At 54.9% G+C, this 18,434-nt stretch carries 16 protein-coding genes; 12 read left to right on the top strand and 4 right to left on the bottom strand.

Annotation, left to right across the window (positions count from 1 at the left end):
* The first annotated feature begins 187 nt into the window (after positions 1-187).
* From sapA to dtpA, 7 genes are all read left to right on the top strand, one after another.
* Positions 188-1,858 carry an ABC transporter substrate-binding protein SapA gene (gene sapA, locus SBO83_RS03470; protein ID WP_396130460.1) on the top strand — a complete coding sequence of 557 codons (1,671 nt, stop codon included), beginning with the start codon at positions 188-190 and terminating at the stop codon, positions 1,856-1,858.
* Positions 1,855-2,820 (top strand): putrescine export ABC transporter permease SapB, encoded by a 966-nt coding sequence (sapB, locus tag SBO83_RS03465; RefSeq protein WP_353502387.1) that lies wholly within the window; start codon positions 1,855-1,857, stop codon positions 2,818-2,820. Before sapA ends, sapB begins: the two co-directional genes overlap by 4 nt.
* Positions 2,807-3,697 (top strand): putrescine export ABC transporter permease SapC, encoded by an 891-nt coding sequence (gene sapC / locus SBO83_RS03460; RefSeq protein ID WP_353502388.1) that lies wholly within the window; start codon positions 2,807-2,809, stop codon positions 3,695-3,697. The genes sapB and sapC overlap by 14 nt, the downstream gene beginning before the upstream one ends.
* On the top strand, positions 3,697-4,689 hold the full coding sequence (gene sapD / locus SBO83_RS03455) for a putrescine export ABC transporter ATP-binding protein SapD (protein ID WP_396130459.1): 993 nt from the start codon (positions 3,697-3,699) through the stop codon (positions 4,687-4,689). The genes sapC and sapD overlap by 1 nt, the downstream gene beginning before the upstream one ends.
* Positions 4,689-5,504, top strand: a complete 816-nt coding sequence (gene sapF, locus SBO83_RS03450) for a putrescine export ABC transporter ATP-binding protein SapF (protein ID WP_034791080.1) — start codon at positions 4,689-4,691, stop codon at positions 5,502-5,504. The genes sapD and sapF overlap by 1 nt, the downstream gene beginning before the upstream one ends.
* Positions 5,505-5,747: 243 nt before the next feature.
* A complete protein-coding gene (locus SBO83_RS03445; RefSeq protein WP_396130458.1) occupies positions 5,748-6,959 on the top strand; it encodes a CMD domain-containing protein in 1,212 nt (403 codons plus the stop codon).
* Positions 6,960-7,541: 582 nt separating this feature from the next.
* Entirely contained in the window at positions 7,542-9,059 is a 1,518-nt protein-coding gene (dtpA, locus tag SBO83_RS03440; protein WP_396130457.1) for a dipeptide/tripeptide permease DtpA, read from the top strand.
* A 68-nt stretch (positions 9,060-9,127) separates the two neighbouring features.
* Here the strand turns inward: dtpA and SBO83_RS03435 are convergent, their stop codons facing one another.
* On the bottom strand, positions 9,128-10,114 hold the full coding sequence (locus SBO83_RS03435) for an alpha/beta fold hydrolase (RefSeq protein ID WP_396130456.1): 987 nt from the start codon (positions 10,112-10,114) through the stop codon (positions 9,128-9,130).
* Between the two features lie 17 nt (positions 10,115-10,131).
* Positions 10,132-11,034, bottom strand: a complete 903-nt coding sequence (locus tag SBO83_RS03430; RefSeq protein ID WP_396130455.1) for an MBL fold metallo-hydrolase — start codon at positions 11,032-11,034, stop codon at positions 10,132-10,134.
* 74 nt (positions 11,035-11,108) lie between these two features.
* On the opposite strand from SBO83_RS03430, the gene SBO83_RS03425 reads away from it, so the two are divergent.
* The 5 genes from SBO83_RS03425 to gstA all read left to right on the top strand — a co-directional run bounded on the left by SBO83_RS03425 (position 11,109) and on the right by gstA (position 16,050).
* Positions 11,109-12,056 (top strand): LysR substrate-binding domain-containing protein, encoded by a 948-nt coding sequence (locus SBO83_RS03425; RefSeq protein WP_396130454.1) that lies wholly within the window; start codon positions 11,109-11,111, stop codon positions 12,054-12,056.
* Positions 12,057-12,175: 119 nt separating this feature from the next.
* Positions 12,176-12,439 carry a hypothetical protein gene (locus SBO83_RS03420; protein ID WP_353502395.1) on the top strand — a complete coding sequence of 88 codons (264 nt, stop codon included), beginning with the start codon at positions 12,176-12,178 and terminating at the stop codon, positions 12,437-12,439.
* A 215-nt stretch (positions 12,440-12,654) separates the two neighbouring features.
* Positions 12,655-14,328: a sensor domain-containing protein gene (locus tag SBO83_RS03415; protein WP_396130453.1), complete on the top strand. Its 1,674-nt coding sequence runs from the start codon at positions 12,655-12,657 to the stop codon at positions 14,326-14,328.
* A gap of 112 nt (positions 14,329-14,440) precedes the next feature.
* Positions 14,441-15,307, top strand: coding sequence for a 4-hydroxy-tetrahydrodipicolinate synthase (gene dapA / locus SBO83_RS03410; protein WP_396130452.1), 867 nt, complete (start codon positions 14,441-14,443; stop codon positions 15,305-15,307).
* Positions 15,308-15,444: 137 nt separating this feature from the next.
* Complete coding sequence (gene gstA / locus SBO83_RS03405; RefSeq protein ID WP_353502398.1) at positions 15,445-16,050, top strand: glutathione transferase GstA; 606 nt, start codon at positions 15,445-15,447, stop codon at positions 16,048-16,050.
* An 87-nt stretch (positions 16,051-16,137) separates the two neighbouring features.
* Here gstA and pdxY read toward each other — a convergent pair whose 3' ends face one another.
* On the bottom strand, positions 16,138-16,998 hold the full coding sequence (gene pdxY, locus SBO83_RS03400; protein ID WP_353502399.1) for a pyridoxal kinase PdxY: 861 nt from the start codon (positions 16,996-16,998) through the stop codon (positions 16,138-16,140).
* Between the two features lie 111 nt (positions 16,999-17,109).
* Positions 17,110-18,384: a tyrosine--tRNA ligase gene (gene tyrS, locus SBO83_RS03395; protein WP_396130451.1), complete on the bottom strand. Its 1,275-nt coding sequence runs from the start codon at positions 18,382-18,384 to the stop codon at positions 17,110-17,112.
* Positions 18,385-18,434 lie beyond the last annotated feature (50 nt).

Below are 18,434 nucleotides of genomic sequence, written 5' to 3'. Positions count from 1 at the left end.
CCTACCTCACGATGAATTGTTATATTATAACATTACAATTGACGCATAATTTCAAGGTCTTTATTTCACGCCGTTGCATCAAATTGCGTGAAGTCTCGACAGATCAACCGGAGTTTTGCGCAATGGATTGGGGAGGCTGGCAGAGTACGGTACACTTAAGGCATTGCTACTTAACATTGAAGCCCTTATGCGTCGTCTAACATTGTGGATGCTATTACTGGGTGGTTTCGCGAATGCGGCTGTTTCAGCCACACCGCCTGAACAGCCCCCTGTCACCAGCCCGCGCCCCGTGGTGCAAAACGCCGATATCCGCCAGAGCGGTTTCGTCTATTGCGTGAACGGCATGGTGAATACCTTTAACCCGCAGAAAGCCAGCAGCGGCCTGATCATTGATACTCTTGCGGCGCAGCTGTATGACCGGCTGTTAGACGTTGACCCTTATACCTACCGGCTGATTCCGGAGTTGGCACAGAGCTGGGAAGTGCTGGATGACGGCGCAACCTATCGCTTCCACCTGCGCAAAGACGTGCCTTTCCAGACCACGGCGTGGTTCACCCCGACGCGTAAAATGAATGCGGATGACGTGGTGTTCAGCACCCAGCGCATTATCGACCCGCAAAATCACTATCACAGTGTGAACGGCGACGATTACCCCTACTTCGACAGTCTGCAATTCGCCCACGCGGTGAAAAGCGTCAAAAAGCTGGATGATTACACCGTTGAATTTCGCCTGAACAAGCCGGATGCCTCTTTCCTGTGGCATTTAGCCACCCACTACGCGCCGATTTTGTCCGCCGAATACGCCGATGATTTGCAGAAAAAAGGCAATGAGGAGCAGATTGACCGCCAGCCAGTCGGCACCGGTCCCTTCCAGCTAGGGGAATACCGCACCGGCCAATATGTGCGTCTGGCGCGCAATGGCCAATACTGGAAAGGCGTGCCGCGCATGGCGCAGGTGGTGATTGATATGGGCGTCGGCGGCACCGGGCGCCTGTCCAAATTGCTCACCGGCGAGTGCGACGTGCTGGCCTATCCGGCGGCCAGCCAGCTCTCTATTTTGCGCGATGACCCGCGCCTGCGGCTGACCCTTCGTCCCGGCATGAACGTGGCTTATCTGGCTTTCAATACCAATAAAGCGCCGCTCAACGATCCGCGCATTCGTCAGGCCATCGCGCTAGCGATTAACAACCAGCGTTTGATGCAGTCGATTTACTACGGCACGGCGGAGACGGCGGCGTCCATTTTGCCCCGCGCCTCTTGGGCTTATGACAGCAATGCCACGGTGACGGAGTACAATCCCGACAAAGCCCGGAAAATCCTTAAAGATCTTGGTCAGGACAAACTCACTCTGCGCCTGTGGGTGCCGACCGTCTCCCAGTCCTACAACCCTAGCCCGCTGAAAACCGCCGAGCTGATTCAGGCGGATTTAGCGCAGGTGGGGGTCAAAGTGATTATCGTGCCGGTCGAGGGGCGTTTTCAGGAAGCGCGCCTGATGGAGATGAACCACGACCTGACGCTGGCGGGCTGGGCAACGGACAGTAATGACCCGGACAGCTTCTTCCGCCCTATGCTCAGCTGCGCGGCAATTCGTTCGCAGACCAACTATGCTCATTGGTGTGATCCCGACTTCGATCAGCTGTTGCGCCAAGGGCTGCTGTCTCAACAGCTTTCCCAGCGCATCGAGTATTATCAGCAAGCTCAGCACATCCTTGAAGAGCAGCTGCCGGTGCTGCCGCTGGCCTCTTCTCTGCGGCTTCAAGCCTACCGCTACGACATAAAAGGGCTGGTGCTGAGTCCCTTTGGTAACTCCTCATTTGCTGGGGTATTCCGCGATATCGAAACCAAGGAAGCGCCATGATTATCTTCATTTTACGGCGTTTACTGCTGCTGATAATCACCCTGTTCCTGCTGAGCATGGTGGCCTTTAGCCTGAGCTATTTTACGCCGAATGCCCCGCTGCGCGGCGCATCGTTATGGGATGCCTACCACTTCTATTTCACTGGCCTGTTCCAGTTTGACTTCGGGGTGTCGAGCATCAACGGTGAGAACATCAGCACCCAGCTCAAGGCGGTATTCCCGGCGACCATGGAGCTGTGCGTTCTGGCCTTCACGCTGGCTTTACTCGTGGGCATTCCACTGGGGATCACGGCGGGCGTGATGCGCGGGAAATGGCCAGACGTGGCAATAAGTACGCTGGCCCTGCTCGGCTTCTCCATTCCGGTGTTCTGGCTAGCCCTGCTGCTGATGCTGTTCTTCTCGCTCCAGCTCGGCTGGCTGCCAGTATCCGGGCGGCTGGATTTGCTCTATCAATTGAAGACGGTGACCGGCCTGACGCTGGTTGACGCCTGGCTCTCCGACTCGCCTTATCGCCATGAGATGATAGTCAGCGCCATTCGCCATATGATCCTGCCTATCGCCGCGCTGGCGGTGGCGCCGACCACCGAAGTGATTCGCCTGATGCGTATCAGTACCGACGACGTGTTGACCCAAAACTATGTCAAAGCCGCCGCCACTCGCGGGCTGTCGCGCTTCACCATTATTCGCCGCCACGTGCTGCACAACGCCCTGCCGCCGATTATCCCTAAACTCGGTTTGCAGTTCTCCAGCATGCTGACGCTGGCGATGATCACCGAAATGGTCTTTAACTGGCCGGGGGTTGGGCGCTGGATGATTAACGCCATCCGCCAGCAAGATTACGCCGCCATTTCCGCCGGGGTGATGATTGTCGGTAGCCTGGTGATTGTGGTCAACGTCCTGTCTGACATCCTTGGCGCATTAACCAACCCATTGAAACATAAGGAATGGTATGCCCTTCGATAACGTATACCGTGAAAAACAGATGCCAAGCCCGTTCCGCCAAATGTGGGGGATCTTTTATCGCGACACTTTGTCGATGATTGGCTTCTATGGCGTGCTAGGTTTGCTGTTCCTATGTGTTTTTGGCCACCTGCTGGCGCCTTATGCTCTGGACCAACAGTTCTTAGGCTCACAGCTGTTGCCGCCATCCTGGTCGCGAAACGGCAATGTGGCCTTCTTCCTCGGCACTGACGATCTGGGTCGCGATTTGCTGAGCCGTATTCTGACCGGCGCAGCGCCGACCTTTGGTGGCGCGGTGCTGGTGACTCTGGCGGCGGCATTCTTTGGCGTCATTATCGGCGTGCTGGCTGGCATCACCCGCGGGCTGAAATCGGCAATTCTTAACCATATTCTCGACACCTTGCTGTCTATCCCGTCGCTGCTGCTGGCGATTATCGTGGTGGCCTTTATCGGCCCGAAACTTGAACACGCCATGCTTGCGGTTTGGCTGGCGCTGTTGCCACGCATTGCCCGGACTATCTATAGCGCGGTGCACGACGAGTTGGAAAAAGAGTATGTCATCGCGGTGCGTCTGGACGGCGCGTCGACCTGGCAAATCCTGCGCTACGCGGTGCTGCCGAACATCGTGGCGGTGCTCGTCACCGAGTTTACCCGCGCCCTGTCGATGGCCGTGCTGGACATCGCCGCGCTGGGCTTCCTTGATTTAGGCGCACAGCTGCCGTCGCCGGAATGGGGAGCCATGCTCGGGGATTCGCTGGAGTTGGTCTATGTCGCCCCATGGTCGGTGATGCTGCCCGGCGCGGCGATTTTGATCAGCGTGTTGCTGATAAACCTGCTAGGTGACGGTATGCGTCGGGCAATTAATGCGGGAGTGGAATAATGCCGTTACTCGATATCCGCAATCTGACCATTGAATTTATGACCTCCGACGGCCCGGTCAAGGCCGTCGACCGGGTCAGCATGACGCTCAGCGCGGGTGAGATTCGCGGGCTGGTGGGTGAGTCTGGCTCAGGCAAAAGTTTGATTGCTAAAGCCATCTGTGGTGTCACCAAAGACAACTGGCGCGTCACCGCCGACCGTATGCGTTTTGACGACATTGACCTGTTGCACCTGTCGCCGCGCGAACGCCGCCGCCTGATTGGCCAAAACATTTCGATGATTTTCCAAGAGCCGCAGTCCTGTCTCGATCCGTCCGAAAGCATCGGCAAACAGCTCATGCAGGCGATCCCCGGCTGGACCTACAAAGGCCGCTGGTATCAGCGTTTCGGCTGGCGCAAGCGCCGCGCCATTGAGCTGCTGCACCGCGTGGGCATTAAAGATCACAAAGACATCATGGCCAGCTTCCCCTATGAGCTGACCGAGGGCGAGTGTCAGAAAGTGATGATTGGCATTGCGCTGGCCAACCAGCCACGTCTGCTGATTGCCGATGAACCGACCAATGCCATGGAGCCGACAACACAGGCGCAGATTTTCCGCCTGCTTTCGCGGCTCAATCAGAACAATAACACCACCATTTTGCTTATCAGCCACGACCTGCAAATGATGAGCAAATGGGCCAACCGGGTTAACGTGCTCTATTGCGGGCAGACGGTGGAGAGTGCCGTTTGCGAAGACCTGCTGGTGGCACCGCATCATCCTTATACTCAAGCCTTGATCCGCGCCATGCCGGACTTTGGCCGCTCGCTGCCGCATAAAAGCCGCCTGAACACCCTGCCCGGCGCCATCCCTTCTCTGGAGCATCTGCCAGTAGGTTGCCGTCTGGGGCCGCGTTGCCCTTATGCACAAAAGAAATGTATTGAGACACCGCGTCTGCGAGTGGTTAAGACTCACGCCTTCGCCTGCCACTTCCCGCTCAACATGGAGGAGCAATGATGGTTGAGACCCTGCTTGAAGTACGCAACCTGAGCAAAACCTTCCGTTATCGCACCGGACTGTTCCGCAAAATGGACCTTGATGCCGTGAAGCCGGTGAGTTTCACCCTGCGCGAGCGGCAGACGCTGGCGATCATTGGCGAAAACGGCTCGGGCAAGTCAACGCTGGCGAAAATGCTCTCGGGAATGATTGAACCGACGGGCGGCGAGATCCTGATTGACGATCAACCGCTGAACTACGGCGATTACCGTTTCCGCAGCCAGCAAATCCGCATGATTTTTCAAGACCCGAGCACCTCGCTCAACCCGCGCCAGCGCATCGGACAACTGCTGGAAGCCCCGCTGCGCCTCAACGGCGAGCTGGACGGCCCGCAGCGCGAGCAGCGCATCAATCAGACTCTGCGCTTAGTCGGCATGCTGCCGGACCACGCCTACTACTATCCGCACATGCTGGCCTCCGGGCAGAAACAGCGTGTCGCGCTGGCCCGCGCGCTTATCTTGCAGCCAAAGGTGATTATCGCCGATGAAGCCTTGGCCTCGCTGGACATGTCCATGCGTTCGCAAATCATCAACATGATGCTTGAGTTGCAGGAGAAGCAGGGTATCTCCTACATCTACGTGACCCAGCATCTGGGCATGATGAAGCACATCAGCGATCAGGTGATTGTGATGCACGGCGGTGAAGTTGTGGAGCGCGGCAACACCGCCGAAGTGCTGGCCGCCCCGCTGCACGACCTGACCAAAAGGCTGATTTCCAGCCACTTCGGTGAAGCATTAAGCGCTGATGCATGGCGACGCGATGGTGGAAAAAGCTAGATTAAATTTCATTGCCAGTGAAATTAAGTAAAAATTTGGACTAAAGAAGAACCGACGGTAGATTTTTACTGGCCGGTTTTTTTATTCTCTGCCAGCAGTGAACCCCGCCTTATGGCTTTCTGTCGCTATTCATTAGCTTTCTATTCTTTTTAGCTATTATTTATCGCTTAACATTATTTTATATGGCAACGCGTATCAGCAAGGATAGGGTCTGAAATTTTGCCTCATGCAAAGGACCCGATCATGGAACAACAGCGCCGAGCCGTTCATAACGGCTGGTATCACGAAACACAATCCAGTCAGCATGGTCATTTGCCGCATGACCCGCACGCTGCTCTTGTGCAAGATCGTTTTCTTCTTGGGCTAGATGCCCAACTCGACCCATCACTGCGTCGCCTTTTTGCCGAACATTCAGGCCTGCTGGAAGCTTCTCGCGCGGCTTATGACGCGCTTTTTCCGGAAAAAGTCGTTTTATCGCGCACTGAAACGCTGTCACTTTATGACCGTTTAAGCAGTGCGCTCACCGTCGCTCAGGTCACGGGGGTACAGCCACTTTGTAGCCATTACGCTGCCCGCCTCGCCCCGCTATCCAGCCCTGATGCCTCCCGTGAAAGTAATATCCGCCAAACCCACATTACCCAGTTCGCTCGCCTCTTGGCGACGCACCCGACGCTTATCACCCCGCCGATGCTGGCCCAGCTCACCGAGGTTGGCCTGAGCACTAAGGACATCGTCACCTTTACCCAATTGATTGGCTTTGTCAGTTATCAGGCGCGGGTATTAGCTGTGCTGGGCGCCCTGCGCGGGCGCGTGGCCGCCGTGCTTCCCGGTTTCCCGGCACCGGAGAGTGGCGCGCAAAACGGCTTCTCTTTGACTTTGCGCCAATGGCAATCTCGCCTGCCGGAAGTGGATTTAGAAAAAGCCAACAAGTATCAGTTGGACGTGCTGGACCTGATCGCCCCTGACGCGCGCTCGTCCTCCTTCTACCGGCTTTTAGTGCAGGATGCCCCCTGTCTTAGTGAGTTTTCGGCCGTGTTCAATCACGTTATGCACGCGCGGGAGCAACATAAGGCCACGTGGCGCGAACTGGCGGCGGTCACCACTTCGCGCCTGAATGGCTGTTTATATTGCGCCAGCATCCATGGTCGTTTCTATCTTGAAGCGGGGGGTGAGAAAGGGCTTATTGAGTCGCTATTTGGCGCGGACAGCGATGTCGCCAAGACCGGGCTTTTAGCTCTAAAAGCGCCGTCGGATGCCGCGCCGGAGCAAGTCTTGTTGCATACCACGGCGGCGTTAACGCGCACGCCAGAACGCTTTAATGTCGAAGCTCTACAGGCCCTGTCCGATGCTGGCTACAGTGCGGCGCACTCTCTGGATATTCTGCTGACCAGCGCTCTTTTCGCCTGGTCAAACCGACTGATTCAGACGCTGGGTGACACCACAGAGCAGCTTTAAGACTCCGTTTCATCCCCTCGCTATTTTTAAAGCTACCGGCAGAGTTTTAACCTGCAGGTAGCTTTTTTGTTACAGCCTTTTCCCTGCATAACCGCTATAAGTCGTATTAATCTTATTTCCTAGCGAAAATTTAGTGTTAAAAAGTGAAGTAGATCACACTACAATCGCCGCCGCCTTTGTAAAGCCCCACCCCACACAACCCCATAAATACAATAAACTGGCTATAAAATCCTATGCGGCGTTTATGCTTGGTTTATTCATTAAAAATCAAACACATTCACCATAAGAATTAATAAACCCCATACATTAGGTGGTGAAATTCTTAGTTTGTTATTTGAACGATATAATCATTTGATTCATGACAAAAACATAATTTTTAATTCTGCATAACATTTCGAACACAGTTTCATCAGCACGGGTCGGTTATATGTAACAGAACATGTCAAACTCCTTGCCTCGTTTACGAAGATAGGGAACATTACCCGCCGTCATCCCATCTTATAACAATGCAAAGGGTGCTTATTTCGCGCCACTTATGTGTCTCCTGTCGTTCAGGGCAGGGAGTGATAAACCGAGGTTCTAGTGTCAACAGCAAACAAAAACACATCCAAAGAAGAAAGCGTCAGTTTGAACGCTTTTAAACAGCCTAAGGCGTTCTACCTGATCTTCTCTATCGAGTTGTGGGAGCGTTTTGGTTACTACGGCCTGCAAGGGATCATGGCCGTCTATCTGGTCAAAATGCTTGGCCTAAGCGAAGCGGACTCCATTACCCTCTTCTCTTCCTTCAGTGCGCTGGTCTACGGTTTCGTGGCTATCGGTGGCTGGTTAGGAGATAAAGTTCTCGGCTCGAAACGTGTGATTGTTCTCGGTGCTATCGTGCTGGCGCTAGGCTACTCATTCGTTGCCTACTCTGGGCACGACATCTTCTGGGTCTATCTGGGTATGGCGACTATCGCCGTTGGTAGCGGTCTGTTTAAAGCAAACCCATCCTCATTGCTTTCAACCTGCTACGAAAAAGATGACCCGCGTCTTGATGGCGCATTTACCATGTATTACATGTCGGTGAACATCGGCTCCTTCTTCTCTATGCTGGCGACCCCTTGGTTGGCAGCGACTTACGGCTGGAGCGTGGCCTTCTCCCTGAGCGTGGTCGGTATGTTGATCACCCTGCTGAACTTCATGTTCTGCCGCAAATGGGTTAAGCGTCAGGGTTCTAAACCTGACTTCCAACCGCTGCAATTCAAAAAATTGTTGATGGTGCTGGTTGGCGTGGCCGCGCTGGTGATTATCTCTAGCTGGTTGCTGCATAACCAAATGATTGCCCGTCTGGTGCTGGCAGTGGTGTCCGTGGGTATCATTATTGTCTTTGCTAAAGAGACTTTTGGTATGCAGGGCATTGCGCGCCGCAAAATGATTGTGGCTTTCATTCTGATGTTAGAAGCCATTGTGTTCTTCGTGCTCTACAGCCAGATGCCGACCTCTCTGAACTTCTTCGCTATTCACAACGTGAATCATGACCTGCTGGGCATCAACTTCCAGCCAGAGCAGTTCCAGGCGCTGAACCCGTTCTGGATCATGGTAGCCAGCCCGATTCTGGCAGCGATTTACACCAAAGTTGGCGACAAAATGCCAATGCCGCACAAGTTTGCGATTGGTATGGTGCTCTGTTCCTGTGCATTCTTAGTGCTGCCTTGGGGCGCAACCATGGCCAACGATCAGGGCATCGTCTCTGTTAACTGGCTGGTGATGAGCTACGCGCTGCAAAGTATTGGCGAATTGATGATTTCTGGTCTGGGTCTGGCAATGGTGGCACAGCTGGTTCCACAGCGCCTGATGGGCTTCATCATGGGTGCCTGGTTCCTGACCACGGCAGCGGCGGCGATCATTGCCGGTTATGTTGCAGGTCTGACTGCCGTTCCGGCGACTGACATCACAGACAGCCACGCTTCACTGGCGATCTACAGCCACGTGTTTATGCAAATCGGTATTGCGACCGGTGTGATTGCCCTGCTGATGCTGTTGACGGCTTCTAAACTGCATCGCATGACGCTGGATCGCGAAGATGACAACAAAGAGCACGAGCTAGAGGCTGCACGCTAAGCGACGTACTCTTTATGCAGATGGTTGACGAACGCCTCCCCAGGGAGGCGTTTTTTATTGCCTGCGCCTCAGCTCACATAGAAATCCGCCACCGCGCGGAACACCTGCCAGCGGTTTTTCTCCATCAGCATCATGTGCGTCGCCTCGCCGATTTCCACCCAGCGCCTTTCCGGCGACGAGGTAAAAGAGGTGAAGTAAGGCGTCATCAGCCGCAGCGGCACGTCGGCATCCCACTCGCCGTGAACCAGCAGCACCGGCCGGGTGATATCCTGCGGGCGATAAAAGGGTCGGTTCGCTCCCCAGTAATCACGCACATCCTGAATCGTGCCGTTAACCGCGCGCAGCGTCGGCGGTTGGGTCTGCTGGCTTTGTGGGTCTTCAGCCAGCGAGGCCGCGGCCCAGGCCTCAAACCAGCCTTCTGGGATCAGGTCATGGCGATGCGCCTCGGGCGCGGCGTTGACCCAGCGCGGCCTGCTCTCGCCCACCGCCACTCGCCGATAGGCCCCCAGCTGCCCGCCTTCGTCCAGCCGCGAGCCCCCTTCGTTCACCCACTGTGGTGCCAGCACCACCAGCCGATTCACCTTGTCATTATTCTGGCTGGTGTAGGCCGCCGCCACGCTGCCGCCCCACGACATGCCAAACACCTGTACTCGCTCCAAGCCCAGCTTTCTGCGCACCCAGTCCACCGCGCTGGCTAAGTCGCGCACGCCGGTTTCAGTCCCAAACAGCGGCGGGTTGTCGAGGGGCGGTGCGTCCATTTCCGCCGGGCGGGTAGAATGGCCGTAGCCGCGCACGTCGACGGCGTAGACATTCAGACCGCGCAGCGCCAGCGCATCCATAAAGGAGACGCCGTCCAGCCTGACGTCATACAAACTGCCGGAGGAGTAAGTCGCACCGTGTACCATCACTAGGGTGTTGTCGGCGGTAAAGGCGTTTGGCGACGGCAGATATTTGCGGCGCAGGTGCAGGCTAATCCCCGGCGTGTCGCTATCAATCATCAGGGATTCGCTGTGGATCTCATCCACCCGCGCCTGACTGTCTTGTTGTGATTTCATCTTGTTGTTCTCAGTGATTAGGCTTGAAGAAAAGTCCATTGGAAATCATCCCCCCGCTGGGTGACGCGCCCCACCGAGCTGTCGGCGAAGTGGGTTGAAAACCACGTCACCTGATTTTCAGCCGCATGGTGCAGCGCCCACAGGCGCGAGGCCCGCGCTGGCCCATCGAAACCGCAGTACATTGAATTCAGCTCTGGGTAGTAGACCTGTAGCGGATGGTGCAGCAGGTCACCGGCGAAGAAGGCCTCTTTCCCCCGTGACAAAATGCTGACCGACATATGGTCAATGCTGTGGCCCGGCGTGGGCGTATAGCGAATGCCCGCCAGCACTTCCCCGCCGCCCGGGGGCACCAGCTGGAACTGCCCGGCGTCGATAATCGGCTGCACGCTGTCGGCAAACACCTGCCGATTATCCACGACCGCCGGGCTATCACTTTCGGCATCGCCATAGAAATCAGCCTCGGTCTGCGAGAAGAAATAGGTGGCGTTGGGGAATGTCGGCTGCCACTTGCCGTCCACCAGACGGGTGTTCCAGCCCACGTGGTCAACGTGCAGGTGGGTCAACAGCACGTAATCGACGGACTCCGGCGTCACCCCCGTGCGCTCCAGCTGGGCGAGAAAGTCGGTCTGGAGATGGTGAAAAATGGGTTTGTTCCCGCGCTCTTTATCATTGCCCGACGCCGTATCCACCAGCAGAGTAAAGTTTGGCGACTGCACCAGCCATGCGTGGGTGCTCTGGATAAGCTTTCCCGTGGAGAAATCGAAGTTCTGCGGGCTGAGCCATTCCCGGTGCTGTTCTAGCGCATCGGGGTGCCAGTCACCGGTAAATAACACCTCGGGTGCCGAGCCGGTCAGGGTTAACTCATCAAGGCGGGTTATCTTTAAATCGCCGACGTGGAACACAGAGTTTGAACGTTTCATTGCATACCTTCACTTGTGGAGTCAGTAAAAGCATCGTATAAACAGTAGAACCATTACTCAAATCGATACCAAGCATGAAGACTATCGACCATTTCAATTTACGCAATTTTGACCTGAATCTGCTGATTGCTTTCGACGCGATGATGGAAGAACTCAACGTCACCCGCGCCGCCGCCCGACTGAAGATCCAACAGCCGGCCATGAGCCACGCCCTGAAAACCCTGCGCATGCTGTTTGATGACGAGCTGTTTGTCCGCGTCGGGCAAGTGATGAAGCCGACCTCGCGGGCGATAAGCCTCGGCAGCCGGGTGCGCTCGGTGCTGCAAAAGGCAGAAGATGCTCTGTCATTCAGCGAGCAATTCTCGCCACTCACCGAGCAGCGCACCTTCCGGCTGGGCTTCTCCAGCGAGTTGGAAGTGCACCTGCTGCCGGAGCTGATGGCGCATTTGCGCAAGGTGGCACCCGGCGTGCGGGTCATCGCCAGCTATGCCGGGCGGCAGACCCTGCACGGGCTGCTGGAGCGCGGGGAGATCGATTTGGCGCTGGGCTGCTTTGGCGAACAGGCCCAGTGGCATCGTAGTGAAGAGTTGTTCGCCGAACAGCTGGCCTGCTGCTTCAATCCAGAGCTGATGCCCTTCGGCACGCCTTTGTCGCAGCATGACTACCTCAGCCAGCCTCACGCGCTGATGTCTTTTTCGGGTAACCTGATGGGCTGCGTCGAGAATGCGTTTAACCGCGCGGGAGCCACGCTGAATGCGGTATTTTCGGCACAGAACTTTTTGGCGCTGCTCTCCTTTGCTCAGCATTCGCAAGTGTTGGTGACTCTGCCCAATCGCATCGCGCGCCGCTACTGCGCCATGTTCGGGCTGGTCTATTGTGAAGTGCCGCTACAGCTTGAAGTCTTCCCAAATTCGATTGTCTGGCCGGTGAATGCCGAGAACGATCCGGCGCTAGAGTGGTTAAGAGAGCAAATAAGGGCCGTTAATCAACGAATTGAATCCGCTGACGTCATGTTACATTAATGCGATAATGAGACGTTTCTATCTGCGCTCGTCCCAGCAATAATTAGCCAAAGTCGGTTGCAATGTCATGTCGGATGCAGCGTTGCATCTTTTCTCCCAACGAATACCAGGAAGCCGTGATGGAAAAAAAGAATGTCCTGGATGAAGGGCGACAATTAAAACGACTTAATGCGGAAATTCGCCGCCAATCGCATATGCATAAATGGTTTGCCATGGTGGCGGCGTTAGATTGCGTGCTGGTTATTTTTTATGACCAAGATATGCGCAATATCGTTTTTTCCGCAGGCGTTTGTATTGTCTGCACCTATTTGTGGCTTAAAGGCCGCCGCCAGTCGCGCAAATATCGCCGCGAGTGGGACGAAAAGTATGGCCCGAAACCATAGCACTTAAGTGGTTGTTATATCGCCATATATTATGCCGGGCTGCGCACTTAAGTCGTGATTATTGATTGAAATAGTCAATTTCAAAACAAGCGTAATCTTCCTACAACAATGTAGGCAATAATCAGAATTCTTAACGATTTTTAGGTCACTCTTATTTTGCGTTGCTCTTATTAAACGCCACGATCTTTTCATTTTCCGTTCAGGGTTTTTAACTCATGTTTACTGATATTGCGATATGCCAGGCAGTTCTCGACGCGCTTACCGAAGCGACCGTCTTGAAAGATGATCAGCGCAAATTGGTCTTTCTTAATCAGAAAGCCTGTGAGTTATTTGGCCGGCGGCGTGAAGATCTTATTGGCCGAGACGTCTCCTTTTTCACCGAAGAGAATCAGTCAGCGCGCCAGCGAGAGAGAGATATTGAAGTGCTGACCAGCGGCACTAAAAACGTCAGCGAAGAGATGTTGATTGATGCCAATGGCAAAATTCGCAATGTATTGGTGCGCAAATCCCGCGTCACGCTGGAAAGCCGCCACTATATTTTGACCTCTATTATGGATATTTCATTGCAGCGCAGCTCAGAGGCGCAAATTCGCTATTTAGCGCGCCACGACGTGCTCACCGGCCTGCCAAACCGCACTGCCCTGAATGAAGATCTCAGCCAAATCGCCGCCCAGCGGATGTACCGCCCCGAGCCTTACGCCCTTTTTCTGCTCAATCTGAATGAATTTAATTACATCAATGACACCTACGGCTATCAGGCCGGGGACGCCATTTTGTGTGAGTTTGGCCAGCGCCTGCGCAATGAGATTGGCAGCAGTGGCACGGTGTCGCGCATCGGCGGCGATGAGTTCGCCATTATTTTGCGCAATAGCCCGACCCATGAACAAGCCAATAATCTGGCGCTCGAGATTCTGGTGATGATGCGCCAACCCTTTAGCCTGACGCGCGCCAACCCGATGGTGACGCTCTCTCTGGGTATCGTCATGTTTGGTGCAGAAAATATTACCGCCGGTGAAATCATGCGCCGCGGCAATACTGCCCTGCTGGAAGCCAAGCAGCGTGGCAAAAATATGTTCTCGTTTTATTCCGAATTGCTGGATGCCAGCAGCGTGAGTAAGCGAATTATGGTCAAAGCGCTGGCGGAATCCCTCTCCCGCCAAGGGGATTTGACCTGCGTCTATCAGCCGATTTTACGCAGTTCCGATGAGAAAGTGGTGTGCGTCGAAGCCTTGGCCCGCTGGAATCACGGCGTGCTGGGGGCCGTTTCTCCAGTGCAGTTTATTGCGCTGGCAGAGGAAACCGGGCTGGTTATCCAGCTGGGGGAAATCATTCTGCGCCAAGCCTGTCAGGATATTCTGAGCCTCAGCGAGCTGAATTTGGCGATTAACGTTTCCGCCGTACAGCTGGGCGAAAGCAATTTTGCCGACCGAATTTTGACCCTGCTGGAAGAAGAAGATTTCCCGGCCAGCCGCCTTGAACTGGAACTGACTGAAACCTCGGTGATGAATGCTAACTGCACCAGCCTGACCCATCTGGTTGAACTGCGGAAAGCCGGGGTGAAAATCTCTCTCGACGACTTCGGTACCGGCTATTCCAGCCTCAGTTTGCTGAAAGACATTTCCGTGGATAGTGTGAAAATAGACCGTTCTTTTGTTCAGTACGTCACAGAAGTGAATGATACTGCGGCGATTGTTTCAGCCGTTTCACAATTGGGAAATAAGATGAAATTAAACGTCATTGCCGAAGGCGTGGAAAATCAGCTACAGAAAACATTTTTAATATCAGCGGGATGCTCACATCTTCAGGGCTATTTGTTCTCTCGCCCGGTGCCCATCGAGGTACTGCGCAGTTTGCTGGATAGCTCACTAAATATGCAAAACGAACCCTGATATTAGCCTGACAAATAACTCAAAACCCGCGATAAATTCTTTCAATTGGCGTCGCCCCCCGATCTCCTGACATGATCGCGGGTAATAATCACGCCGTCGAAGGAAGTAAATCATGCCATCGTTTTCAGGTATTTGGGTTCCGCTAGTCACACCTTTCCATCAGGGAGATATTGATTTCCCCGCTCTGCGCAAGCTTTGTGTTCATTTGCTGAAACAGGGGGTGGATGGCGTTGTGGTTTGTGGCACGACCGGCGAATCCCCGATGCTGACCAAAGACGAGCAGCTGCAAGTCCTCGATACCGTGTTAGAAATCGTGCCCGGCTCTCAGGTGATGATGGGCCTGTCAGGCACTCACCTGCCGACCGTCAGAGCGATGCAGGACGCCATTCAGGAGCGCCCTGTTGCCGGCGTCTTACTGCCAGCCCCTTACTACATTCGCCCGTCACAGGCCGCCCTCAGCGCCTGGTTTACCGAGCTGGCTAACCACTCCAGCGTGCCAATCGTGCTGTACAATGTGCCTTATCGCACCGGAATTCACCTCGAGCTGGCCACCCTGCGTGAACTGGCCGCCCACCCGCGCATTGTGGCGGTGAAGGACTGCGGCGGAAGCTGGGACCTGACCTTGTCGCTGATTGCCGACGGCCAGCTTGACGTGCTGTGTGGCGAAGACGCGCAGATCCTCGCGACCCTCAGCCACGGCGGCACAGGGGCGATTGCCGCCTCTTCTCATCTGTACACTGATGAGTTCGTGCGTTTGGTGGAAGAGGTGAAATCTTCCGATCTGACCGCCGCGCGCCAAACCTTCTTCAAGCTGTTGCCGATGATTCGTTTAATGTTCAGCGCGCCTAACCCGGCGGCGATAAAATACGCGTTATCCCTCTCCGGCATGATGCACAACGAGCTTCGCGCCCCGCTGCTGCCCGCGCCGGAAAGCGTAGAACGCGCAGTCCGTGACCACTTAAATCAGCATTCTCGCTAACATCACGATTCTGTCACTGACATTTGTCAGCGGTAGATCTAGGATAGCGGCAGCTTTATTTTTCCCGCGGCGCTGAGCCTTTTTTCACCTCAGGCCGCGGGTCTGCATGCTACTCAAGGTAACCTCACGGAGTCACTATGAAACTTTATTACAAACCCGGCGCTTGTTCCCTTTCTCCGCATATCGTTCTGCGCGAAGCCGGTCTGGATTTCAGCATCGTCAAAGTTGATTTGGCGACCAAGAAAACCGAACACGGCGATGACTTTTTTGCCATCAACCCTAAAGGCCAGATCCCAACTCTCGAACTCAACGACGGCACCTTGCTGACCGAAGGCGTGGCTATCGTGCAGTATCTGGCCGACCAGAAGCCAGACCGCAACCTGCTGCCAGAGTTTGGCACTATTGCGCGCTATCACGCGCTGGAGTGGCTGAACTACATCGCCACCGAGTTGCATAAAGGCTTCAGCCCGCTGTTCAATCCGAAAACGCCAGACGAGTTCAAAACCGTCACCCGCGAAGCGCTGATGAAGAAATTCGCCTACGTCAACCAAGAGCTGCAAGGCCAGCAATTCCTGCTGGGCGCGCGCTTTAGCGTGGCCGACGCTTACCTGTTCACCGTGATGGGCTGGGCCAAAGCGCTGAAGTTTGATTTGAGCGCCTTCACTGACTTGAACAGCTATCTGGATCGCGTTGCAGCACGTCCGGCAGTTGACGCCGCGCTGACCGCCGAAGGCCTGAAGTAATAGACTAAACCCTAAGCGAAACGCAATAAAAAGCCCCGCTCAGTAAGCACTGGCGGGGCTTTTTTACAATTTAAACGCAGCGAGAAATTACAGCTTTACCGCCGCAAAATGGTGCTCTGGCGTGACCATCTTGTCTTGCGCTGCGACCACCTGAAGCTCATATTCGCCCATCGCATGGGTCGCTAACATCACCTCATAAACTGCGGCAGTGACGTGCTCCAAGGCTTTATCCAGAGCTTCGCCTTTCAGCAGGTTCACCAGCAGCAGGCCGCTGGTCAAATCACCGACGCCAACCGGCTGGCGCACGCCGAAATCCACCAGCGGGCGGTCGATGTGCCAGGCCTGATCGGCGGTCACCAGCAGCATTTCGAAACGATCGGTGTGATAACCCGCGCGGCTCAGATGCTTCACCAGCACGATTTTCGGCCCTTTGGCAATCAGCTCGCGCGCCGAGGAAACGGCCTCTTCGACGTTGTGCACCGCGTGCCCACTGAGCAGCTCCAGCTCGAGCAGGTTTGGAGCAATAATGTCGCAGTTCAGCAAAGCCTGATTGCAGTGGAACTCCGCCACGCCCGGCGCCACGATGCAGCCTTTCTCCGGGTGACCCATCACCGGATCGCAGAAATACCACGCGTTGGGATTGGCTTCCTTCACCTGACGGACAATCTGTAAAATGCTCTGGCCCTGCTCCGGCGAACCGATGTAGCCGCTAAGCACCGCGTCGCAATCCTTCAGACGGTCGATATCGGCAATGCCCTGAGCAATTTCAGTGAGATGGCTGGCTGGCATCACGCAGCCGGTCCATTTGCCATACTGGGTATGGTTGGAGAATTGCACTGTATTGAGAGGCCAAACGTTTGCGCCCATGCGGCGCATTGGAAATTCTGCAGCACTGTTTCCGGCGTGTCCAAAAACGGTATGCGACTGGATAGAAAGGATATTTTTCATGTGAGGTCCCGATACTGACGTCATCGGCGGATGGCGCATATAAAGATGTTGAAACACGGCCTTTGGAATAGATAAAGGGGCCGTAAAGCCCCTTTTCTGACTGCTGCTCTCTTAGTTCCAGATAAGCAAGCTGTAGTTCTTTTTACCACGGCGCATCAGGGCATAGCGGCCGAACAGGCGGTCACTGTCGCTGAAGCGGAACTCAGGATCGGTTTGCTTTTCGCCGTTCAGGGTGATGGCGTTGGAAGAGATCATAGTGCGCGCCTGGCCGCGAGAAGGCGCTAAGCCACCGGCGACCAGCGCCTGTTGCAGATCGGCGTCAGCTTCCAGATTCACTACCGGCATGCCGTCTTGCTCCAACTGAGCCAGATCAGCCTCGGTCATGTCGTTCAGCGCGCCGGAGAACAGGCTTTCGGTGATACGGCGAGCCGCCGCCAAACCTTCTTCACCATGAACCATGCCGGTGACTTGCTCCGCCAGCACGTACTGGGCGCGTGGCGCTTTGCCGCTGGCTTTGTCTTCCTCTTCCAGCGCATTAATCTCTTCAAGGCTCAGGAAGGTGAAGAATTTCAGGAAGCGATAAACGTCGGCGTCCGCGGTGTTGATCCAGAATTGGTAGAATTTGTACGGACTGGTTTTCTTCGGATCCAGCCACACTGCGCCACCTTCGGTTTTACCGAACTTGGTGCCGTCAGACTTGGTGATCAATGGCACGGTCAGGCCGAATGCTTGTTGCTGGTGCAGACGACGGGTCAGGTCGATACCTGACGTGATGTTGCCCCACTGGTCAGAACCGCCGATTTGCAGCACCACCTTATGGCGGTTATACAGCTCAGCAAAGTCATAACCCTGAAGCAGGTTGTAAGAGAACTCGGTGAAGGAGATGCCGCTGTCGTCACGGTTCAAACGCTGCTTAACCGCTTCTTTATTGATCATCTGGTTAACGGAGAAGTGTTTACCGATGTCACGCAGGAAGGTCAGCACGTTCATGCCGCCAAACCAGTCGTAGTTGTTAGCAGTGATCGCGCTATTTTCGCCACAGTTGAAATCCAGGAAAGGCGAAACTTGCTGGCGGATTTTCTCCACCCACTCGTTGACCGTTTCGTTGGTATTGAGCTTGCGCTCAGTGGCTTTAAAGCTTGGGTCACCAATCAAACCGGTGGCACCGCCGACCAGCGCAACGGGCTTGTGGCCGTCTAACTGGAAGCGCTTCAGGCAAAGCAAAGGCACCAGATGACCCAAATGCAAGCTGTCTGCGGTAGGATCGAAACCGCAATAGAGTGCAATTGGCCCTTGCGCCAGTCGCTCTGCTAACGCTTGTTCGTCCGTCACCTGGGCAATGAGGCCCCGCTCTTGCAGTTGTTTAATCAAGTTGCTGCTTGCCATCAAAAACTCCATTAATTTTGTGCATCACGTCGATGCAACATCACGCCTGA

This window comes from Ewingella allii, from assembly GCF_044430645.1.
GTDB lineage: Bacteria > Pseudomonadota > Gammaproteobacteria > Enterobacterales > Enterobacteriaceae > Ewingella > Ewingella allii.
Note: the sequence above shows the minus strand (reverse complement) of the source record. Positions and strands in the feature narration are given on the sequence as shown.